Annotated in this window: 22 protein-coding genes and 2 pseudogenes; 16 read left to right on the forward strand and 8 right to left on the reverse strand. The window is 41.6% G+C overall.

From position 1 onward, the window contains the following. The first annotated feature begins 229 nt into the window (after positions 1-229). Positions 230-1,005 (forward strand): annotated as a pseudogene (locus tag L6494_RS22085) (transposase). A 48-nt stretch (positions 1,006-1,053) separates the two neighbouring features. Here the strand turns inward: L6494_RS22085 and L6494_RS22090 are convergent. Next, positions 1,054-1,551: a hypothetical protein gene (locus tag L6494_RS22090; RefSeq protein WP_237989894.1), complete on the reverse strand. Its 498-nt coding sequence runs from the start codon at positions 1,549-1,551 to the stop codon at positions 1,054-1,056. Between the two features lie 381 nt (positions 1,552-1,932). Here L6494_RS22090 and L6494_RS22095 point away from each other — a divergent pair, with 381 nt between their 5' ends. Continuing rightward, the gene (locus L6494_RS22095) at positions 1,933-3,183 is read left to right on the forward strand and encodes a glycoside hydrolase family 10 protein (RefSeq protein WP_442946968.1); all 1,251 of its coding nucleotides are present in this window, start codon (positions 1,933-1,935) and stop codon (positions 3,181-3,183) included. An 89-nt stretch (positions 3,184-3,272) separates the two neighbouring features. On the opposite strand, the gene L6494_RS22100 is transcribed toward L6494_RS22095, so the two are convergent. Further along, on the reverse strand, positions 3,273-4,754 hold the full coding sequence (locus L6494_RS22100) for a site-2 protease family protein (protein ID WP_237989895.1): 1,482 nt from the start codon (positions 4,752-4,754) through the stop codon (positions 3,273-3,275). Between the two features lie 239 nt (positions 4,755-4,993). After that, complete coding sequence (locus tag L6494_RS22105; protein ID WP_237989896.1) at positions 4,994-5,176, reverse strand: hypothetical protein; 183 nt, start codon at positions 5,174-5,176, stop codon at positions 4,994-4,996. A 56-nt stretch (positions 5,177-5,232) separates the two neighbouring features. On the opposite strand from L6494_RS22105, the gene L6494_RS22110 reads away from it, so the two are divergent. The 7 genes from L6494_RS22110 to L6494_RS22140 all read left to right on the forward strand — a co-directional run bounded on the left by L6494_RS22110 (position 5,233) and on the right by L6494_RS22140 (position 11,060). After that, positions 5,233-6,492 (forward strand): RNA-guided endonuclease InsQ/TnpB family protein, encoded by a 1,260-nt coding sequence (locus tag L6494_RS22110; protein ID WP_237989897.1) that lies wholly within the window; start codon positions 5,233-5,235, stop codon positions 6,490-6,492. Between the two features lie 88 nt (positions 6,493-6,580). Continuing rightward, positions 6,581-7,255, forward strand: a complete 675-nt coding sequence (locus tag L6494_RS22115) for a DUF305 domain-containing protein (RefSeq protein WP_237996219.1) — start codon at positions 6,581-6,583, stop codon at positions 7,253-7,255. Positions 7,256-7,361: 106 nt separating this feature from the next. Next, positions 7,362-7,853, forward strand: a complete 492-nt coding sequence (locus L6494_RS22120) for a DUF1499 domain-containing protein (protein WP_237989898.1) — start codon at positions 7,362-7,364, stop codon at positions 7,851-7,853. Positions 7,854-8,092: 239 nt separating this feature from the next. Continuing rightward, positions 8,093-9,496 (forward strand): 3-isopropylmalate dehydratase large subunit, encoded by a 1,404-nt coding sequence (gene leuC, locus L6494_RS22125; RefSeq protein ID WP_237989899.1) that lies wholly within the window; start codon positions 8,093-8,095, stop codon positions 9,494-9,496. Between the two features lie 194 nt (positions 9,497-9,690). Continuing rightward, positions 9,691-10,299 (forward strand): 3-isopropylmalate dehydratase small subunit, encoded by a 609-nt coding sequence (leuD, locus tag L6494_RS22130; protein ID WP_237989900.1) that lies wholly within the window; start codon positions 9,691-9,693, stop codon positions 10,297-10,299. 83 nt (positions 10,300-10,382) lie between these two features. Then, positions 10,383-10,625, forward strand: a complete 243-nt coding sequence (locus L6494_RS22135; RefSeq protein ID WP_237989901.1) for a CopG family transcriptional regulator — start codon at positions 10,383-10,385, stop codon at positions 10,623-10,625. Between the two features lie 33 nt (positions 10,626-10,658). Beyond that, on the forward strand, positions 10,659-11,060 hold the full coding sequence (locus L6494_RS22140; RefSeq protein ID WP_237989902.1) for a hypothetical protein: 402 nt from the start codon (positions 10,659-10,661) through the stop codon (positions 11,058-11,060). Positions 11,061-11,075: 15 nt separating this feature from the next. Here L6494_RS22140 and L6494_RS22145 read toward each other — a convergent pair whose 3' ends face one another. The 3 genes and pseudogenes from L6494_RS22145 to L6494_RS22155 all read right to left on the reverse strand — a co-directional run bounded on the left by L6494_RS22145 (position 11,076) and on the right by L6494_RS22155 (position 11,669). Then, entirely contained in the window at positions 11,076-11,474 is a 399-nt protein-coding gene (locus tag L6494_RS22145; RefSeq protein WP_237989903.1) for a helix-turn-helix domain-containing protein, read from the reverse strand. After that, positions 11,458-11,562 (reverse strand): annotated as a pseudogene (locus tag L6494_RS22150) (type II toxin-antitoxin system HigB family toxin); the annotation flags it as partial. The pseudogene L6494_RS22150 and the gene L6494_RS22145, both read right to left, overlap by 17 nt. Continuing rightward, entirely contained in the window at positions 11,559-11,669 is a 111-nt protein-coding gene (locus tag L6494_RS22155; protein WP_237989904.1) for an NAD(P)-binding protein, read from the reverse strand. The pseudogene L6494_RS22150 and the gene L6494_RS22155, both read right to left, overlap by 4 nt. Before the next feature lie 84 nt (positions 11,670-11,753). On the opposite strand from L6494_RS22155, the gene L6494_RS22160 reads away from it, so the two are divergent. From L6494_RS22160 to L6494_RS22175, 4 genes are all read left to right on the forward strand, one after another. Continuing rightward, on the forward strand, positions 11,754-12,302 hold the full coding sequence (locus L6494_RS22160) for a (2Fe-2S)-binding protein (protein ID WP_237989905.1): 549 nt from the start codon (positions 11,754-11,756) through the stop codon (positions 12,300-12,302). Continuing rightward, positions 12,289-13,257 (forward strand): FAD binding domain-containing protein, encoded by a 969-nt coding sequence (locus L6494_RS22165; RefSeq protein ID WP_237989906.1) that lies wholly within the window; start codon positions 12,289-12,291, stop codon positions 13,255-13,257. The genes L6494_RS22160 and L6494_RS22165 overlap by 14 nt, the downstream gene beginning before the upstream one ends. A gap of 152 nt (positions 13,258-13,409) precedes the next feature. Further along, complete coding sequence (locus L6494_RS22170; protein WP_237989907.1) at positions 13,410-15,608, forward strand: xanthine dehydrogenase family protein molybdopterin-binding subunit; 2,199 nt, start codon at positions 13,410-13,412, stop codon at positions 15,606-15,608. Between the two features lie 170 nt (positions 15,609-15,778). Continuing rightward, positions 15,779-16,699, forward strand: coding sequence for an FTR1 family iron permease (locus tag L6494_RS22175; RefSeq protein WP_237989908.1), 921 nt, complete (start codon positions 15,779-15,781; stop codon positions 16,697-16,699). Between the two features lie 74 nt (positions 16,700-16,773). On the opposite strand, the gene L6494_RS22180 is transcribed toward L6494_RS22175, so the two are convergent. Both L6494_RS22180 and L6494_RS22185 read right to left on the reverse strand, forming a co-directional pair. Then, positions 16,774-18,186, reverse strand: coding sequence for a lysophospholipid acyltransferase family protein (locus L6494_RS22180; RefSeq protein WP_237989909.1), 1,413 nt, complete (start codon positions 18,184-18,186; stop codon positions 16,774-16,776). Between the two features lie 55 nt (positions 18,187-18,241). Then, a complete protein-coding gene (locus tag L6494_RS22185) occupies positions 18,242-18,859 on the reverse strand; it encodes a Uma2 family endonuclease (RefSeq protein ID WP_237989910.1) in 618 nt (205 codons plus the stop codon). Between the two features lie 322 nt (positions 18,860-19,181). On the opposite strand from L6494_RS22185, the gene L6494_RS22190 reads away from it, so the two are divergent. From L6494_RS22190 to L6494_RS22200, 3 genes are all read left to right on the forward strand, one after another. Further along, entirely contained in the window at positions 19,182-19,391 is a 210-nt protein-coding gene (locus L6494_RS22190) for a type II toxin-antitoxin system HicB family antitoxin (RefSeq protein ID WP_237989911.1), read from the forward strand. 3 nt (positions 19,392-19,394) lie between these two features. Further along, a complete protein-coding gene (locus L6494_RS22195; RefSeq protein WP_237989912.1) occupies positions 19,395-19,619 on the forward strand; it encodes a type II toxin-antitoxin system HicA family toxin in 225 nt (74 codons plus the stop codon). 110 nt (positions 19,620-19,729) lie between these two features. Further along, positions 19,730-20,371, forward strand: a complete 642-nt coding sequence (locus tag L6494_RS22200; protein WP_237989913.1) for a class I SAM-dependent methyltransferase — start codon at positions 19,730-19,732, stop codon at positions 20,369-20,371. Positions 20,372-20,377: the final 6 nt, after the last annotated feature.

Genomic DNA, 20,377 nt, shown 5'->3' on the forward strand with positions numbered 1-20,377 from the left:
GTTTGTATAAAGTTGCATAAAAAGAGAAAGCTAAAACCTTTACAGTGCTATGTTTTCACTCTTTTCTTAATTCACGCAGCTTCGCAATAATTTGATATTACTATGAATAGAGAAAATGAAAGTAAACGTATGAGTAGATTATTATCAATGTAATATAGGAATCATATTTGATTTTTGAAAAAAAACTAAGAGATAAGACGGAGATAGGTCACAAGTATAATGAGGAACAATGATGAACCAGCACTTGCAGCAGGCGATCGCTGAACTACAGGAATTTGTAGTTCAAAATCTAAATACCCGTGAAGCGAGAAAAGGGTTAGCTGTCAAGTTGGTTTATCAAGGTTACTTATATAAGGAAATCCAGAAAATTCTTGGCGTTTCACTTGGTTCAATAACAGGTTGGAAACAAGTATATGAGGAAAATGGAATTGATGGTCTAAGACTAAACTACAAAGGAAGAAAGAGCTATTTGAGTACCGAGCAGCGAGAGGAGGTATTGAGTTGGCTTCAGACAAAGGATTATTGGGAAATAGGAGAGTTGGAGTATAAACTAGCTATGAGCGAGAAAAACAAACTTATTATGGAGCGATTGACTATCTCGAAGGAGAATTAATACTTAAAAGCTATGATGCAGGAAATTCAAAAAATACGATTGATTATTTACGTTATTTACTAGAACAGTCTCCTGATCAGCGATTACTAATTTTTTGGGATGGAGCTAGTTACCATCGTTCTCAAGAAATTAAAAATTTCTTAGATGAAGTGAATCAAGGACTTTCGACTGACCAGTGGAAGATACATTGCGTTCGTTTTGCTCCCAATTGCCCAATACAAAATCCAATTGAGGATGTTCGGTTGCAAGCCAAAACCTGGGTTCGACGTTTCTGCGCTTTAATACCTTCATTCCCCCATTTGAAATGGATGTTTGAATGGTTTATCCGACACACCACCTTTGATTTTCCTACTCTTCAGATGTACGCAGCTTTTTCAAAAATCAAATATTAGTCCTATACAAAACTTTTGGCTTTTGACCGGTAGTTCAATGCTTAAGTATTACGCAATTAAGACCGGACTGTTGATCAGCTGATGATGGGGAATATCAAAGCGAATGGTGTTGGCTGACCAATTTTTAAAATCAGGTGCTAACCAGATTAACTTATTAAGGATTTCATCATTGACCCACAACACTATGGGAAAGTCAAAAGTTTTGCGAAACTCATCTCGCATCATATTGGTACTGGTGATGAGTTGGTTAATCGCCGCGACAGATTCTAAACCCCTAATCATCAAGGCTTCTGGGTGAACTGTGCCAATTTCCTTGTTAATGGTTGTGTATAGTGTCTCGTCGGTTGACTGGAGAATAATTTCTTGGATATTGAATGCTGAAGATTCAGTGACTAAATTGAGTATTTGCTGTTGTTTGTGAAGGGAGTTACAGCAAGCGAATATCAACGAAAAATCACCAGCAGCAAGCATGATTGCCCTTTCTAGTCTCTTGGTGGCTGCTGTCGTTTCTGCCAGATGATTTTGCGAGTTACTGAAGCTATTCATCACTAAATTTGAGATTTTAGGTTGAAAGTTGTAAATATAACCGTGTATCCACCGTCTACTAGCTATTTTGGGTTTACGTATCCCTAGGTAACTAGATAGAAACTTTTTAATTACTAGTTAGTATACTGCTAAATATACTCTAATGGTCAATCATTCGGTATATTATTTACTTTATTCAAACAAATATGAAGATGATGCGTTGATATTAACAGATGAATCAGATGAAATCATTACATTAAGATATAAAGAAAACATAAAGATTTATCCCTTTCTATCTCTATAGATAAAAGTGTTCATCTACTAATAATCCTTATTTGGAGCAACTTCTGGCTTGTGAATGCGTCATAATTATTGTTTTATTTTCTGCCGATGTAACAATTTATGAAAATGTTTAGAAAGTGGGATATGAGGTTTTTGTTGCAGAATTTTAATCAAAAAAGCAAGCCAGTATTTTTTGCAGTGATGCTGGTTTTGAGTGTAGTGACTACAGTTATTTTATCGTTACCTTTAAACGCACAAATCACTCCCAACTCATCATTAGCATCGGAATTGAGGGGGGTTTGGTTAACTAATATTGATAGTGATGTGCTGTTTAATCGCGATCGCCTGCAAAAATCTTTACAAAAATTAGATGAACTTAACTTCAATACCGTATATCCAGCAGTGTGGAACTGGGGATATACACTGTATCCGAGTCAAGTAGCAGCGAAAGTGATTGGGCGATCGCTTGATCCTACTCCTGGATTACAAGGGCGCGATATGCTCAAAGAAATTGTCACCGAGGGACATAAACAAGGTTTAACCGTGATTCCTTGGTTTGAATTTGGCTTCATGGCCCCAGCAGATTCTCTCCTAGCTAAAAATCGTCCCCAATGGTTGACAAGTCGCAGCAATGGTACTCGCATTGTTAAAGAAGGCACACATGAACGAGTTTGGTTAAGTCCCTTTCGCCCCGATGTACAGCGATTTATCCAGGATTTAATTGTCGAAATCGTCAGAAACTACGATATCGACGGTATCCAATTTGACGACCATTTCGGCTTACCTTCGGAACTGGGCTATGATGCCTACACCATAGACTTATACAAAAAAGAACATCGTGGTCAAGCACCATCCAAAAACCCCAAAGATCCAGAATGGGTACGTTGGCGAGCTAGCAAAATCACTGCTTTCATGAAGCGGGTATTTACAGCGATTAAATCTGTCAAAAAAGATTGCTTAGTTTCCGTTGCACCCAACCCCCAGCGTTTTTCCTACGAATATTTTCTCGCAGATTGGCAACGCTGGGAACGTATGGGAATAGTTGAAGACTTGGTATTGCAGATTTACCGCGATGATCTTAATGTCTTTGTCAAAGAATTAGAGTATCCAGAAGTCAAAGCAGCCCAAAAACATATACCTGTGAGTATTGGGATTTTGTCTGGATTGAAAAATAGATCCGTACCCATGCAGCAAATTCAAACCCAAGTGGAGAAAGTACGCGATCGCAATTTTGCCGGAGTCTCCTTCTTTTTCTATGAAACCCTCTGGAATCTCACTAAGGAAAAACCCTTAGAACGTCAGACAGCCTTGAAACAAATGTTTTCAACCCCAGCTAAGTATCCCAATTTGCTGAGGGGGTGGAAAGCGTAACAATTCAAAATTCAAAATTCAAAATTCAAAAATAAATTATGAGTAATAAGTAATGGGTATTTACTCATTACTCATTACTCATTACTCATTTACCCGCCGATTCCCAACCTTCCAGCCAGTCCGGGGGTTAGGGGTAAAAGGGTGGTAATCATCAAGAACAGAACCAATAAACCCAAAGCAGCCCTTGCATCATTGGGTTCAGTGATTTCATTCAAGCTGGGGCGTTCTAAATCCCGTTGTAGAAATAGAATGACGATTAACCAATATAATGCCAGAGCATTACCCAAGCCTACCAAAGCTAAGACAATTAAAGTAGCGATCGTTGACCTATTTGCAGTTTTGCGTCCATAAATGGCCTGTACAATGCGTCCACCATCTAATTGTCCGGCTGGCATCAAGTTTAAAGCAGTGATGACTAATCCCAGCCAACCAATCACCACGAGGGGATTAACATTGACTAACGGTGATTGCAACGCTGAACCCAGAACAACCCGTGCTAGGCTACCTACTAAAATTGAACCTTGGAAAAACTGATTGGGTAGTTGAAATAAACTACCTGGGTGAGAAAGCAGCAAGCCCACAATCAGCATCAGTAAAGATACAATACCACCAGCAATCGGCCCTGCCACGGCAATATCAAATAATACTGAGCGATTCTGTAACAGCGACTCAAAGCGGGTGATTGATCCAAAAGACCCAATCTGTACCGCCGGTAAGAAGAAAGGCCAACTGAGGCGGACTTGATGACGACGGGCTAGTAACCAATGTCCAATTTCATGGGCGATCAAAATCGCAAATATACCCAAGCCGATGGGTAAAGCCTCTTGCAACCGTTCTGGGTTAGCCAGGACATCAAAATTGAGCAATAATCCCGCCGTTTCTAGACTAGTGCCAATAGTTGCTACAGCCAAGATAGCTGCAAAAACTTTTTGCGGTAACGTGATTGGGCGTGGGTCATTGCTGCTAGGTAGAACAATAACCACAGGTTTACCGTCTGTGTTTTCTAATAAAAACAAGCGATATTTATCACCAAGTTTTTCTTTTAAACTGGTAGTCAGACGTTGGTGAACATCTTGGGGTTCACCGCGTAAATTACCCTTGAAAATAGCACCTTGTTGGTAGGCGATCGTTTCTGTGGCAAAAAACGTATCAATCCCAAAAATGCTTCTAATGGAACTCAAGTCTTCTTCTGGAATTGGCAGTATTTCTACAACTACTGCTGTTGACTGTGGTAAGTTTTCAGATGCTTGAGAAGATTCATCCGCCAACCTTTGGGTTGCTCGTTGCTTCAGGATGGCATCTTGACCAGCAGCACGCAACTGTCTGCCTAAGTAGACATACAAGCCAGCAGAAACCACCACCAAGAACAATATACCAGCTATGTTGATATAAATTCCGGCTGCAAACAAACCGAAGAACAACAGCCAGGGAGTCATTAACACCACCGACTGCAACCAGGCCAAGATTCCCAGTTTCCCAAAAGGTCTAGCGCGATAAAAGCCCCAACCTAAAATGGCAAAAGCCACTAACAAAATTATCCCAAGTATAGGAGTCTCTGACGAAGTAAACATTTCCAAACCCTTCGCTGTGAAAGACCAAGCCCGAATTAGTCAGGTGATACAGATACATTACTAATCTATAACGGACGCTGTAGTCTGCCCAAATCGCAAAGGGTGTAATTTCCGTTTAAATACAAAGACACAAAGATACAGAGGCACAAAGAAAAATTCATCCAGATTTCACAGGAAAAACACGGGATGCTGGAAGCTCAGTCACGAAGAGTGCTGAGAGGAAAGCGGCACTAGCGACTTTAGTCGCCTTCAGTCTTTGCCTCAACAATAAGTCTATCAACAAATTCTCTTAACCGTTCTTGCCAGTCAGGAACGGTTTTTAGTTTGTCTTTGACACCGGGCAATACTTTAAAGCAAACAGGGTCTTTGTCGAATGGCTGTTTACTCGTAAAACCTAACTTGTTCTTTTTCTGGAATGGCATTGCAATTAGCTACATATGTTGATATACTAACTATATAACATAGTTACGAGCAACCGATGTCTTACGGATGCCAGCAGATTTTAATTACTCCAGACAACAGATTAAAAGCCTTGCTTGAGTACGTCTGTACCGAAGCAAATAATTTGATTAACTGTGGAATTTATTACAGTCGTCAATATTATTTTAAAACTGGTAAATTCCCGAGTAAAGTTGATTTACATAAGCAGATAGGGACTATTCAAAAGAACAGGCATTATCAAGCTTTGTATTCAGATACTGCACAGCAAATATTAACTGGCGTGGCTGAATCGTTCAAATCTTACATGGGACTAGTCAAGGGGATAAAAAAAGGTATAGTTACTCAAAACCCTAGATTACCGAATTACAGGACATCTGGAGGTTTAGCACTAGCAACTTTTACCGGGCGTTCTCTTAAGTTGAAAGACGGAATACTTCGATTCCCCTTGGGAAGTTTGGTAAAAACTTGGTTCGGGGTTGATGGTTTCTATCTGCCAATGCCTGCGAATCTAGATTTTAAATCGATCAGAGAGGTGCGAATTTTACCAAGAAATAGATGTTTTTATGCTGAGTTCGTTTATCAGCAAACTATAAATGTAGTTGAGCTTGATAAATCTAAGGTGCTAGGAATTGACCACGGCTTAAATAATTGGCTAACCTGTGTTTCCAATATTGGGACTTCCTTTATTGTTGATGGATTGCATCTCAAAAGTTTGAATCAGTGGTACAACAAGTCAGTTGCTAAAATCAAAGAAAATAAACCTCAAGGTTTTTGGTCTAACCGACTTGCAGCGATCACAGAAAAGCGCAATAGCCTAATGCGTAACGCTGTAAACAAAGCGGCAAGAATTGTCATTAACCACTGTATTGATAATAAAATCGGTTCAATAGTTTTTGGTTGGAATAAGGGTCAAAAAGATGGTGCTGATCTGGGCAAAAAGAACAATCAAAAGTTTGTTCAAATCCCAACAGCAAAACTAAAAAACCGCATTGAACAACTCTGTGAACAATACGGAATAGACTTTATTGAAACAGAAGAAAGCTATACTTCAAAAACATCGTTCTTAGATGATGATGTTCTACCTAAATTTGGCGCAAAACCCAAAGGGTGGAAAAGCAGTGGTGTTAGAACCAATCGCGGTTTATTCAAAACAGCAACTGGAATCAAGATAAATGCAGACTGTAACGGGGCTGCAAATATTATCCGAAAAGTAGCGATGATAGCTAAATTTGATTTAGTTGGAATCAGTAGAGGTGCTTTAAGTGCGCCTAAGAAAGTTCTTCTATGGACTCTTTAGAAATCTCAGCGTCTTTAGACCTGAGAAGCTTAATTTTATTTGCCAAACTAAATAATTGAACTGCTCGCTTATGTGGTACGTGAAACTTATGCGATTCCCCGCTTGGAAAAAAAGTTTTTTAGCTTTTAGCTTTGTAGTCTTAACAGCGTGTTCTCCAAATTCTCAAGCCCAAAATAAAAACTCTAATCCCATTGCTGATGCTAGCGATAAGCAGCACATGAATCATGGTGGTATGAATCACAACATGGCAATGGATTTAGGTCCAGCCGATGCTGGCTATGATTTGCGATTTATCGACGCAATGATTCCTCACCATCAAGGGGCGTTAGATATGGCTAAGGAATTGCAACAAAAATCCACCCGCCCTGAACTCAAACAGCTAGCTACAGATATTATCAAAGCTCAGAACCAAGAAATTAGCCAGATGAAACAGTGGCGAACAACTTGGTATCCCAAAGCAGGAGATAAACCAATGGCTTATGATGCCAAAATGGGTCACATGATGGAAATGTCATCAGAGCAAATTAAAGCCATGATGATGAGCATGGACTTAGGCGCGGCTGATGCAGAATTTGACCTCCGCTTTATCAATGCCATGATTCCTCATCATGAAGGAGCTTTGGTCATGGCTGAAGATGCTTTAAAAAAATCCCAGCGTCCTGAAATCAAAAATTTAGCGCAAGCAATTATCAAAGGTCAAAATACAGAAATTAATCAAATGAAACAGTGGCGGAAAACTTGGTATCAACAATCTAAATCGTAAATATGGGGCGATGATACAGTATCAGGTGAAACGGCAACTCACAGCAGCCACGCAAAATAACAGAAAATAATTGAGTGCTATTGAAACCTTGAGGAGTAAATTTATCATGTTCCGTCTCTCACCAGCTTGGACAAAGCAACTACTGTGGAGTATTGCTTGTGTAATATTTTTAACTTTAACTTGTAGTTTAATACTTCCTGCTACAACTTGGGCTGACTCTTCTGGCTTGGGAGTTAAGTTAGGACATCTGAGTGCTTGTCCAGTTTCAGATAACTGTGTTGTAAGTCAAGATGGTGATGCCAAACACGCCATTGAACCGATCGCCTATCATGTAGATCGCGACAAAGCACGAGAAACCTTACTCAAAGTTCTCACCGTTGTTCCCCGGACAGAGGTTTTAGAAGAAAAAGAAAATTACATCTACGCGATTTCCAAAAGCCGCATTTTCAAATTTGTGGATGATGTAGAGTTTTATTTACCTCCTAATGAGTCAGTCATTCATATGCGATCGGCATCCCGCGTAGGAGAATCCGATCTGGGAGTTAACCGTAGGCGTTTAGAACAAATTCGTTTAGCCCTGAAAGATTTAAACATTTGAGGGTAAAGTCCAAAATTTGGCGATCGCAATTAGAATAATCAAAATTTTTAGTCATGGCTTCTTTGGTTGCCAACTCTGTTGTTAGCAATCAAAAAAGCCACTATCTTCACCTCATTAGTACAGCACGGCGTAAAATAAGCGCAAAGATAACAACTCAGCGACGTGACTCCACCAGAAAAAAGCTCGACTTTTTTTGATACTATAAAAACTCTTGACTCTTGTAACCTAACCATTGACTTATGAGCAAAGGAACACTGTTCGATAAAGTTTGGGACTTACATACGGTTGGTATACTTCCTTCAGGGCTGACACAGCTATTTATTGGGCTACACCTAATTCATGAAGTTACCAGTCCCCAGGCCTTTGCTATGTTACGGGAGAGAGGACTAAAAGTTTTGTTTCCAGAGCGGACTGTAGCCACTGTAGATCACATTGTACCTACAGATAATCAGGCACGTCCCTTTAGCGATCGCATGGCAGAAGAAATGATCCAGTCGCTAGAAACAAACTGTCAAGAAAATGCTATCACCTTCCATAATATTGGTTCTGGCAACCAAGGTATAGTCCACGTCATTGCCCCAGAGTTGGGACTCACCCAGCCAGGAATGACGATCGCCTGTGGAGACAGCCACACTTCCAGTCATGGGGCGTTTGGTGCGATCGCCTTTGGTATCGGTACAAGCCAAGTACGGGACGTTCTCGCCTCCCAAACCCTATCATTATCTAAACTCAAAGTCCGCAAAATTGAAGTTAACGGCACTCTTAACCCCGGTGTCTACGCTAAAGATGTCATCCTGCATATTATCCGCATCCTGGGAGTAAAAGGTGGTGTAGGTTACGCCTACGAATACGCAGGTACGACCTTTGAGCAGATGAACATGGAAGAGAGGATGACAGTCTGCAACATGGCCATTGAAGGCGGTGCAAGATGTGGTTACGTTAATCCTGATCAAATCACCTATGATTACCTCCAAGGTAGAGACTTTGCGCCGAAAGGTGCAGAGTGGGAGCAAGCAGTGGCTTGGTGGGAATCCATCAAGAGTGATGCTAATGCCGAATATGATGATGTGATAGTCTTCAACGCGGCAGATATTCCCCCCACCGTGACTTGGGGAATTACCCCCGGACAAGGTATTGGCGTGAACCAGTTGATACCCAAGCCGGAAGAATTAGCAGAAGAAGACCGCTTCGTTGCAGAAGAAGCATATCGCTACATGGATTTATATCCCGGTCAACCGATTAAGGGAACTAAAATTGATGTCTGCTTTATTGGTAGCTGCACCAACGGCAGAATTAGCGACCTCAGAGAAGCAGCCAAAATCGCCAAAGGTCGCCATGTAGCGGCGGGAATTAAAGCTTTTGTCGTCCCTGGTTCGGAACGAGTCAAACTAGCCGCCGAAGCGGAAGGATTAGATAAAGTCTTCCAAGAAGCCGGCTTTGAGTGGCGTGAACCCGGTTGTTCCATGTGTTTGGCGATGAACCCCGACAAACTAGAAGGCAGACAAATTAGTGCTTCCTCCTCCAACCGCAACTTTAAAGGACGGCAAGGTTCAGCCTCCGGGCGGACACTCCTAATGAGTCCCGCAATGGTAGTAACTGCGGCAATTAAAGGTGAAGTCGCTGATGTAAGAGAACTGCTTTAAGAAGGGGTATAGGGGTGTAAGGGTGTAGGGGTATAGGGGGAAAGACAATACATAACATTTTCCCTCTTCCACAGTCCCCAGTCCCCAGTCCCCAGTCCCCAGTCCCCAGTCCCTATTCCCTATTGTTCAATTTTGAATTTTGTTAGCGCAGCGTTAGCGAGTCCACGAGCGTCATTTTGAATTTTGAATTGATTATGGTAAGTGAAGTTAAACAAGTTTCTGGACGTGGCATACCTTTAGTGGGTAATGATATCGATACAGACCGGATCATTCCCGCGAGATTTTTGAAAGCTGTCACCTTTGATGGATTGCGTGAAGGGGCGTTTATTGACGATCGCACTGCCCTAAATGGTGAGCATCCTTTTGATCAACCCCAATATCAAGGCGCGAATATCTTAATTGTTAACCGCAATTTTGGCTGTGGTTCATCACGGGAACACGCACCCCAAGCTATATCCAAATGGGGTATTCAAGCCCTCATCGGTGAAAGCTTTGCGGAAATTTTCTTTGGTAATTGTGTGGCAATTGGTATACCTTGTTTGACAGTTGATGAGGTGACAGTTAAACAACTACAAGAATTAGTAGCAGCTAATCCCCAAGCTAGTGTCACAGTGAATTTAGAAACTTTGCAGGTACAAGTTGGCGACTTTACCGCCCCAGTTACCCTTGATGAAGGTACTAGAAGCACCTTTGTTTCTGGTGCTTGGGATGCGTGCGGTCAGTTAGTGGCAAATACTGAGCAAATTCGGGCGACGGCTGCTAAGTTACCCTATGTGGGTTGGGGTAGGTTGGCTGCGAGTTAAGAGAAATAATCGGTTGGGTTGCGCGACAGCAAAACCCAACAAAGCCTTTATAATTTAGATAATGAACGAAATTGGATGATTCTATGGCAATTACCCTTGAATTAACTCCAGAAATAGAAGCTCGTTTGATAGCTCAAGCCGCCGCGAAAGGTATGACGGCTGAAGCTTTTGTGCAAGCCGCAATCGAAAATTTACTAACTACTGAACCCCATTTATATCGAGTTGGAACGGCCTTAGTTATTCAATCTACCCCAATTGGGAATCTGGAAACCTTTTTTGACCAAATACGGCAAGAAAGACTCAGTAGCCTAATTGCAGATTATTAATCTAAGCTATAAGCAAATGAGTTGATATTTCTTATGGTTGTGCCTACAGAAATTCGTCAAAGAGCGATCGCACTCCTAGAACAATTGCCAGGAGAATCTTTAATGAGAGCCGTTGAATTTTTGGAAGCTCTTTCTCAAGAGTCTTTGAGGGTATCAGTAGCATCATTAACAGAAGCAGACGAAGCAGCTTTACTGAAAATTATTCAACGTCGTTTGTCCCCCGAAGAACAAGAAAGATTAGCTTATTTACGTCAGCAAAACGAGACTGGAAAAATTACAGAGACAGAACATCAAGAGCTACTAATGTATGTTGAGCGCGTCGAACAACAAGATGCAGAACGTGCAGCAGCATTAATTCAATTGGCTCAACTTCGTCAAGTTGATTTGCAAGTGCTGATTAACGAGTTATTGCCTACACACAGCAGCGTAGCCTAATTTTATTTTAGCCACTCAAGTAAATAAGCTTGCATCTACATGAAAATAATCTGCTAGCAATTGTGCTTCTGCTGGATTGATCGGGCGATCGCCATTAACAATTTCCCTGACAACTTCCACTGATCCAATTACCTCAGCTAAGGCTTCTGGAGTCATATCGCGTGCATCTATCAAATGCCTTAGCATCGAATGGGAAGTACCTTGAGGGATTGGGTAATGAGTTTCTTCAAACTTTTCAATTAATGTTACCAACAGTGCCAACAGCGTCTCCTCTTCTGGTGTAAGATTGGGACGATGTTCTAAAGTTAAAGCCAGTTTGATAGCTTGTTCATTTTCTTTTTCCGTATTAATTGTTCTTGGTTGATACTCAGCTAGCAATTTACCGTAAGATTCAGGATCAAAAGTACGCGTCATTTTTCCATTTATCCTTATCATATTCGGCGTGAGTTAAAATATATTTAATATAGATTCTTTGAGCTTCGTAAACAATATCAACAATTAAACTTGCACATCTAAACCCAGATTTGAGAGCGCGATCGCCGCAGCTAAACCACCGGGGCCAGCACCAATAATTGCAACTTTTTGTACCAATAATTTTGAATCTATCATATTTTTTATGAGATACTATGTTGAGAACTTTAGCTGAAAATATTGCCAAAATTCATCTACAAAAGAGAAAATATCCAATTACATATGGACAAAAAAATTATATCTCCAACAAGTCATAATTTTGCTAATGAAGACATAAAAATATTTCCCTCAGAAGAAGTAGAAATGGTTTTATGTGTAAATAATCAGTCTTATTTGGTAAATCTAGAACCTTGTATGACGTTACTAGACGCGCTGCGAGAGAAGCTGGGTTTGATAGGGACTAAAAAAGTGTGCGATCGCGGTGAATGTGGTGCTTGTACTGTATTGATAAATGGGCGAAGAATTAACTCTTGTATGACTTTAGCAATCATGCACACAGACAGCGAAATTACTACCATAGAGGGATTAGCAAAAGATGGTGAACTCCACCCAATACAGACAGCTTTTATTAACCATGATGCCTTTCAATGTGGATACTGTACTTCTGGTCAAATAGTATCTGTCTTAGGGATGATTGCTGAAATAATACCCCAATCAGAAGCAGAAATTCGTGAAAAAATGAGTGGTAATCTTTGCCGATGTGGTGCTTATCCCAATATTATTGCAGCTATTCAAGAGGTACTAGAGGGAATAGAAGATGCAGCCATTTAGCTATGCCAAAGTAACAACAAAAGAAGAAGCAATCTTGACCTTAACACAAAACCAAACTGCGGCATTTATCGCAGGTGGTACAGATTTATTAGGCTTAATGAAAGATAGGGTGCAGTCAGCCAATATATTAATTGATATTAACAGTTTACCTTTAGCTAATATTGAAGTCTCCGCCGCAGGAGTTCGCATTGGTGCAATTTGTCGGCTAACTGATGTCGCCTTTCATCCTTATATTCAGAAACACTATTCAGTTATTACCCAAGCCATAAATCAAAGTGCGTCACCACAACTTAGAAACATGGCGACAGTTGGCGGTAATTTATTGCAAAAAGTACGCTGTTCTTATTTTCGTGATCCAACTTTCCCCTGTAATAAACATACCCCAGGTATAGGTTGTTCTGCAATTAACGGTTACAACCGGATGCACGCTATTTTCGGCACTAGTGAACATTGTATTGCCGTACATCCCTCAGATTTAGCAGTAGCTTTAACGGCATTAGATGCAGTAATTTGTATTCAAGGTGCAGAACAAGAACGCCGAATTTCTATTCATGATTTTTATCTATTACCTGGAGATACACCACATCAAGAAACACTGTTACAGCCTGGAGAATTAATTGTGGCTGTGGAAATACCAAATGATAATTTTAGTACAAAATCACATTATTTAAAAGTCAGAGATAGAGCAGCTTATGAATTTTCTTTAACATCTGTAGCCATTGCTTTAGATAGAGAAGAAGACACAATTAAAACTGCCAAAATTGCCTTCGGTGGAGTAGGAACTAAACCTTGGCGTGGGTGGGAAGTTGAGGAATTTCTACAAGGGAAACCACTAAATCAAGATACATTAACAACTGCGGCAGAATTAGCAGTTAAAGAAGCCAAACCACAGCAACATAACGAATTCAAAATTGAGTTAGTAAAACGTGTTTTAATACGCGCACTTAGTGAATAATCAGTAAGATTTATCACGCTCCAGACGCGGAGGCGCAGAGGGAAGAATCAGAGAAATAAACAAGCTGAAAATTCAAGTTCTCTAACTCCTCTTCTCTGCGTCTTTGCGCCTTTGCGTGAGCCAAATTAATCCCCAACACCCAGCGAAAAGATATGAATAACATTATCGGTCAACCCCTCAATCGCGTCGATGGTAGATTAAAGGTGACAGGAGAAGCTCAATATACAGCCGATATTCCTATAGAAAAATTAACCTATGGAGTAATATTTCAAAGTGCGATCGCTAAAGGTAAAGTCCTCACCATAGACACAACCCAAACCTTAGCCGTCCCTGGTGTAATAGATATTATCACCTATCATCAAACCCCCAACTTAATCAATATCCCCTTTATTCCCACCCCCACCCCACCAGAGAAAGATGATAATATTCACTATCATGGGCAACCCTTGGGCATTGTAGTTGCCGAAACCTTAGAACAGGCTGAATATGGTGCATCTCTAGTAAAAATCACCTACGAGGAAGAACCGCCGACAGTCACAATGGCGCAAGCACTACCAGAAGTATTTGAGCCAGAATCTATCTTTTTTGGCATTATGCCTGGAAAAATCACCAGAGGCGATATTGAATTAGGTAAACCCCAGGCAGATATTTTCATTGAACAGGTGTACAGCACCCCAATGGAACATCATAATCCCCTAGAAACTTCTGCTAGCATCGCCATTTGGGAAGGTGATAATCTAACAATATATGAAACTACGCAAGGTATTTCCGGTACACAGAAACGCCTTGCAGGGGTGCTAAAACTACCGCTAGAAAATGTCCGTGTCATCTCCAAATATTTAGGCGGGGGATTTGGTTGTAAAGCTTTGCTACGTTCCCATACTATTCTAGCCGCGATCGCATCTCGTCAAGTCCAGCGTCCGGTGAAAGTTGTGCTGACGCGATCGCAAATGTATACTAACTGCGGGTATAGATCCCAAACTCACCAAGAACTCACCCTAGGCGCAACCAAACAAGGACAGCTAACCCTCATCAAACACATCGGGACATCCTTAACTTCCATATTTGATGACTTTGTAGAACCTGTAGGCGCAGCCACTACAATGATTTACGCCTGTCCTAATTTGCAAGTAAAATACCGTTTAGCGCGAATAAATGCAGGTACACCCACCTTTATGCGTGCGCCAGGGGAAGCACCGGGGATGTTTGCCTTAGAATCGGCAATGGATGAACTAGCCTATGCCTTAAATATTGACCCCATCGAAATTAGACTGCGAAATCATGCAGATATCGACCCCCAAACAGGCTTACCTTGGTCAAGTAAATCACTCAAACAATGCTACCAAAAAGGGGCAGAACTTTTCGGCTGGTCAAAACGTCACCCTACACCCCGTTCTATGCAGGATGGTAACTTCCTGATAGGTTGGGGAATGGCGAGTGCAACATTTCCCACCCATTCCATGTCTGCAACTGTCAAAGTAGAAATTTTTGCTACAGGGGAAGTCAGCGTCCAAACGGGAACTCAAGACATTGGTACGGGAACTTATACAGTTATGACTCAAGTCGCGGCTGAGGCGTTAGGCTTATCTAGTCAACCAGTGCAGTTTAGCTTAGGTGATAGCAATCTTCCCACAGCACCCATTACAGGTAACTCCATCACCGTGGCTAGTGTATCCCCTGCTGTGCATCAAGCCGCTACTGCTGCACGAGAAAAGCTGATACAAATGGCAATAGCAGACTCAAACTCACAACTTTATGGGTGTCAAATAACAGATATCAGCGTTGAGTCAGGACAAATCTTTTTAAAACCAGAACCATCCAGGCGAGATAGCTACACGGAGATTTTGCAGCGTCATGGGTTAGAAAGTTTAGTAGTGACTGAAGCTACATCTCCCAATCCAGAAAGTAAACAATATTCCAAATATTCCTTTGGTGCGGTATTTGTAGAAGTAGCCGTTGATGAGTTATTAGGTGAAGTCAAAATTAGACGGTGCGTAGGCGTATACAGTGCAGGACGCATTCTCAACACCAAGACAGCACGCAGTCAGGTAATTGGCGGTATTACTTGGGGGATTGGGATGGCATTGATGGAAAAAACCGTTATGGATATGAATAGCGGTAAAATAATTGGTGCAAACCTTTCCGATTACTTAATTCCCGTTCATGCAGATATTCCCAACATGGAAGTGCAATTTATTGAAGAACACGATCCTCATGTCAACTCACTGGGAACTAAAAGCTTGGGTGAATTACCAATTGTCGGCGTAGCAGCTGCGATCGCTAATGCAGTTTATCACGCCACAGGTAAACGCATCCGTGACCTGCCCATCACACCAGACAAACTATTGTAAACTTTCACGATACAGGGGTGTAGGGGTTTATTAGATAAACCCCGAAAAACCACAAGGACATAAGTCCAAAAAATCAAAGCATGGCTCACACCAGGAAAAATCTGTTAAAGATAAAGAATCTGCGGCTATTAAAACCGTAGAATTATCCCCTACAGAAAACATTTAGGAATATGGATTGGAGTGCTGCATTACCAACTTTCTTTATCACCCTCAGAGAAGGTGTAGAAGCTGCTTTAGTTGTCGGTATTGTCTTCGCCTGTTTACAACAAGCTGAACAACAAAAATTGCATCGTTGGGTATATTTAGGAATTTTTACCGCCGCTATAGCTAGTTTTGTGGTTGGTTTATTACTAAATTTAGGTATCCAAGGATTACAGACATCTGAGAATATATATGCACCTGTTTTCAAACAATTATTTGAAATGGGACTGGGTGTAATTGCGATCGCTATGCTCAGTTGGATGCTCATCTGGATGACTAAACAAGCAAGGTTTCTCAAAGCAGAAATCGAAGGCTCTGTTAAAAGTGCATTAGGTCAAGATAGCAAAGCAGCTTGGGGAATTTTTAGCCTCATTTTTATCGCTGTATTTCGAGAAGGCTTAGAGACGGCTGTGTTTATCGTCGCTAAGTTTCAAGAAGGCTGGACACCTGTACTGGGTGCGATCGCTGGACTAGGTATGGCTGTTGTCATTGGTATGCTGCTATTTAAATGGAGCATCCGCATTAATTTGCGACAATTTTTCCAAGCAATGGGTGTATTGTTACTGCTTATTGTCTCTGGCTTAGTGATTTCAGCTTTGCGACATCTAGATGCAGCTGCGATCGCCTTTAACCACATCAATCCCTCAATATCTAACACTTGCGGACTAGAAAACACCTCTTGTCTTCTCGGCCCCCTCATGTGGGATTTATCAGGAATCTTACCTGATAGACAGTTTCCAGGTATTTTGTTCAAAACCCTATTTGGCTACACCCAAAAACTGTATCTCGTCCAGGCGATCGCCTATCTGCTGTTTTGGCTAACCGTAGGTAGTCTATACTTCCGTAGTCTCAGCCAACCTACACAACTAAAAACCGTCACAAATCCTTGATTTTTTCTTAAAAAACCCCAATATTTTCTTCTTTATCACTGTCACCTGTCCCCTGTCCCCTGTCACCTCATACACTATTCCTCAATCAAATGTTCTAACGCCAACTGCAAATCCTGCGTCAAACCACTTACAGCACGTTTAGCTGCTTGACGGTCATGCTGCACTTTTTCCCAGCGTTGAGTCACAGAAATGGGTTCACCTACTTTTAGTGTTGCTTTTCGTAAACCTAAACGCGATCGCCCTGGTAATGTAGATGATTGAATACGGGATAACATATCAAACATCAGTAAAGCTGTCTCTGCTAACCTGTCAGCAGTTGGCTGTTCTTGCAGATAATTAGCTTGAACAGCTACAAAACTTTCTACCAGGCGCATATGCTGTACCCGTAAGTCTGCTTCCTGGGCTACCCAGTCAGCGAGTCCCCGTTTAAAGGGTGGTAAAGTATTTATATCTGGTAAATCATCCCGATAAATCAGATTCCAACTAGCTTCTTCCAAACGGCGACAACGGTCAATAAAATTACCCTGGGGTTGCACGCCAAAATATTGCTCGGAAACTTGCAAAGCTTTATCTAGTAAGTAATGTAGCCTATCTATTAACACCTCATTGGGTGTCTTCGAGGCTTCAGATACGCTCGCTTTCGGGATATCTTGATGATAGAAGCGGCGATAAAACTCTTCCATCTCCGTAATCAGATATTCACCTAAACGACAAATCCGTTGATAGTAAATTTCCGGTTGATTTACGCCATCACCAATAGACTTGACTGGTAAACCACTATCAGCTTCTAACTTACTTAATAACTGATCTAGTTTTAACCAAGGTGGCTGAATATAGTGATATTGAATCGAAATCGGCACAATCACCACAGTTTCATCCCGGTTAGCCTTGTGCAAATCTTCCACACACCAGAACCCCATTTGCGCCACACCAGGTTCTAAGGGACTAACAACGCCACTATGACCATTATTACCTCCTTCCGGGGCAATGGCGATCGGTAATTTCCCATTCGCAAATAAATTCCGCGCCGTTTGAATCGCCTGCTTATCCAATCGCCGTCCACGACGCACCGCCACACCACCCAACCGCGAAAACAACCACCCCAACCACTCCCCAGCCCAGATAGTCATACCTCGGTCATAGAGAAAATGGCTGTGAATTGGGTATTGTAGCTTGATTCCTTGCTGACGTGCTGCTTGTGGTACAAGACGCGACAACATATATAGTACACACAGGGGGTCTTCTACCTCTGGGTGACGAAATGCCATCAACAGGCGAATTTTACCAGTTTGGAATTGTGCATATAGTTCCGCCAAGACCTCAACATTTTCCGCTTCCACTCCGACAATTCCCGCCGGTAGCCAAGGACGAGTCCGAAACCGTAAGATAATCGGCAACAACCCGTGAAAGATTCGCAGGATAAGCGGATTAAATCGGTGAGGGATAAATTTTAGCGGCGGTTGGACAGATGTAATAAATTTAGGCAAAGGAATCTCCGGGAAGTGTTGACTGTTTACTGTTGACTGGGAAGACAAGGGAGAACTATTGACCAAATTGAAAAATTTGTGCGGCGGTTAATTTTAGTTCTGGGAACGTCGGTGAGATGAGAAAGTCCTGATCTCTAAATTGATTGACTTGATACTCGCCTTCTACTAAAGTGTAGATTGAGATAGTGGGTTGTTTAGGGTTGCCAATAAATCGCCTCGCACCCAATCCTAAATAGTCAACAATCCAATATTCTGGAATTCCTATCACTTCATAATCACTAGCCTTTTTAACATAATCATCTCGCCAGTTGCTACTCACCACTTCAATAACTAACGGAACTGATGCAGCTTGGCTAACTGTTGATGTTTTTTTCCACAGAGGTTCGTTAACTAAGTTGGGGCGATTCAATATCACCACATCTGGCGAATATGCAGATTCGTTGTCTAATGGTTTAATTAATGCAGTTTTGGGAATGAAGTAAGGTAGTTGTAAACGCCTATATTCCGTAACTATTTCTTCAACCAAGAATCCAATCTCTTCTTCATGGTCGCCTGTGGGTTGCGGCATTTCAATAATTACTCCATCATGCAACTCATAACGTCGCTGTGGGTTGTCTGGATACCAAGCAACGAATTCATCAAATGTCACTAACTGGCGTAAGGCTTGAGTCATAGCTTAACCCTCAAGACAAAATTAATATAATATACGCGGGCGATCGCTGTTAGCTTAATTATCAGATGAATATCCCAGAGCGACTACACCTGAATCAGCAGGAGCATGGTAGCCTCGAATTACAGGCAAGTCTTCCCTGGAGTTGGTGAGCAACGCTTAACAAATCAATAAGTTCTAAGTAGAACGGCGTAAATAATTAAAGGTTTGTAGTAAGGACTTTAGTCCTAAAATAAGGACTAAAGTCCTTACTACGAACTCAATCCTATTTTTTTACATTACTTAACATAGTTTTGTTTTTTCAAGTTGTTCTACTTAAGCCATTATGAAAACCTTTACTGCGGTTGTTGAGAAAGACATGGACACTGGTTTATATGTGGGCTACGTTCCTGGGTTTCCTGGCGCGCATTCTCAAGCTGAAACTTTAGACGAGTTACAGATGAATCTGCGTGAAGTAATCGAGATGTTACTAGAGGATAAAAATCCAACTTTCACAACTGAATTTGTTGGTACTCAGCAAATTGTCATTTCTTAGCTCATGAGCAGTATTCCTGTTTTGAAACCTCAAGAGGTTGTTCGCATACTAGAAAATCTCGGTTTTGTAGAAGTTCGTCAAAGAGGTTCACATAAGCAGTTTCGCCATGAAGACGGTCGAGCAACAACTGTTCCATTTCACAAAGGTCGTGATATTTCCCCCAGACTGCTCAAACAGATTGCGAGTGACGTTGAATTGACAGTTGAAGAGTTTTTGGAATCCAGGTAATAAGGCTTGAGTCATAGCTTAACCCTCAAGACAAAATTAATATAATATGCGCGGGCGATCGCTGTTAGCTTAATTATCAGATGAATATCCCAGACAGGCTACACAGTCAAATGAATACACCACAAGAAGACGCACGGAAATACGCCCCAGCTACACAGCGCAATCGTGAACCCATTCTAGAACTGCTTTTGCAAGTCTTACCCACCAGTGGCACTATCTTGGAAATAGCAAGCGGTACTGGCGAACATTCCATATTTTTTGCCCCCCGCCTCACTCCCCGTCAATGGCTACCTTCTGATCCTAATCCCGAATTACGGGCTAGTATTGCAACTTGGGCAGAACATTTCCCCAGCGATAATCTTTATCCCCCTCTAGAACTGGATGCTGCACAACCAATTTGGCCAGTAGAAAAAGACCAAGACAGTCATTACTCCCCCATAGTTGCCATTGTAAATATTAATATGATTCACATTTCCCCTTGGTCAGCCTGTTTGGGACTAATGGCGGGTGCTGGGCGCATTTTACCCCCAGGCGGTATTCTCTATTTATATGGCCCCTATAAACAAGACGGAAAACATACCGCACCCAGTAACGCGGCGTTTGACGAATCTTTACGCGCTCAAAATCCAGAGTGGGGTGTACGCAACTTAGAGGACGTTGTAGCAGTCGCTAGTAAAGAAAATCTCAACTTACAGGCAACTTACCAAATGCCAGCCAATAATCTGTCAGTAGTATTTCATCGTTCTAAGTAGCCATCA

The organism is Nostoc sp. UHCC 0870 (assembly GCF_022063185.1).
GTDB lineage: Bacteria > Cyanobacteriota > Cyanobacteriia > Cyanobacteriales > Nostocaceae > Trichormus.

Excerpts from the sequence above, each read along its gene's own strand:
- L6494_RS22100 (WP_237989895.1), bottom strand. The coding sequence starts at position 4,754 with ATGTTTACTTCGTCAGAGACTCCTATACTTGGGATAATTTTGTTAGTG.
- L6494_RS22195 (WP_237989912.1), top strand. The coding sequence starts at position 19,395 with ATGAGCAGTATTCCTGTTTTGAAACCTCAAGAGGTTGTTCGCATACTA.
- L6494_RS22135 (WP_237989901.1), top strand. The coding sequence starts at position 10,383 with ATGGCAATTACCCTTGAATTAACTCCAGAAATAGAAGCTCGTTTGATA.
- L6494_RS22095 (WP_442946968.1), top strand. The coding sequence starts at position 1,933 with ATGAAAATGTTTAGAAAGTGGGATATGAGGTTTTTGTTGCAGAATTTT.
- L6494_RS22170 (WP_237989907.1), top strand. The coding sequence starts at position 13,410 with ATGAATAACATTATCGGTCAACCCCTCAATCGCGTCGATGGTAGATTA.
- L6494_RS22155 (WP_237989904.1), bottom strand. The coding sequence starts at position 11,669 with ATGATAGATTCAAAATTATTGGTACAAAAAGTTGCAATTATTGGTGCT.
- L6494_RS22105 (WP_237989896.1), bottom strand. The coding sequence starts at position 5,176 with ATGCCATTCCAGAAAAAGAACAAGTTAGGTTTTACGAGTAAACAGCCA.
- L6494_RS22190 (WP_237989911.1), top strand. The coding sequence starts at position 19,182 with ATGAAAACCTTTACTGCGGTTGTTGAGAAAGACATGGACACTGGTTTA.
- L6494_RS22160 (WP_237989905.1), top strand. The coding sequence starts at position 11,754 with ATGGACAAAAAAATTATATCTCCAACAAGTCATAATTTTGCTAATGAA.
- L6494_RS22115 (WP_237996219.1), top strand. The coding sequence starts at position 6,581 with ATGCGATTCCCCGCTTGGAAAAAAAGTTTTTTAGCTTTTAGCTTTGTA.
- L6494_RS22120 (WP_237989898.1), top strand. The coding sequence starts at position 7,362 with ATGTTCCGTCTCTCACCAGCTTGGACAAAGCAACTACTGTGGAGTATT.
- L6494_RS22090 (WP_237989894.1), bottom strand. The coding sequence starts at position 1,551 with ATGAATAGCTTCAGTAACTCGCAAAATCATCTGGCAGAAACGACAGCA.
- L6494_RS22175 (WP_237989908.1), top strand. The coding sequence starts at position 15,779 with ATGGATTGGAGTGCTGCATTACCAACTTTCTTTATCACCCTCAGAGAA.
- L6494_RS22185 (WP_237989910.1), bottom strand. The coding sequence starts at position 18,859 with ATGACTCAAGCCTTACGCCAGTTAGTGACATTTGATGAATTCGTTGCT.
- leuC (WP_237989899.1), top strand. The coding sequence starts at position 8,093 with ATGAGCAAAGGAACACTGTTCGATAAAGTTTGGGACTTACATACGGTT.
- L6494_RS22200 (WP_237989913.1), top strand. The coding sequence starts at position 19,730 with ATGAATACACCACAAGAAGACGCACGGAAATACGCCCCAGCTACACAG.
- L6494_RS22140 (WP_237989902.1), top strand. The coding sequence starts at position 10,659 with ATGGTTGTGCCTACAGAAATTCGTCAAAGAGCGATCGCACTCCTAGAA.
- leuD (WP_237989900.1), top strand. The coding sequence starts at position 9,691 with ATGGTAAGTGAAGTTAAACAAGTTTCTGGACGTGGCATACCTTTAGTG.
- L6494_RS22145 (WP_237989903.1), bottom strand. The coding sequence starts at position 11,474 with ATGACGCGTACTTTTGATCCTGAATCTTACGGTAAATTGCTAGCTGAG.
- L6494_RS22165 (WP_237989906.1), top strand. The coding sequence starts at position 12,289 with ATGCAGCCATTTAGCTATGCCAAAGTAACAACAAAAGAAGAAGCAATC.
- L6494_RS22110 (WP_237989897.1), top strand. The coding sequence starts at position 5,233 with ATGTCTTACGGATGCCAGCAGATTTTAATTACTCCAGACAACAGATTA.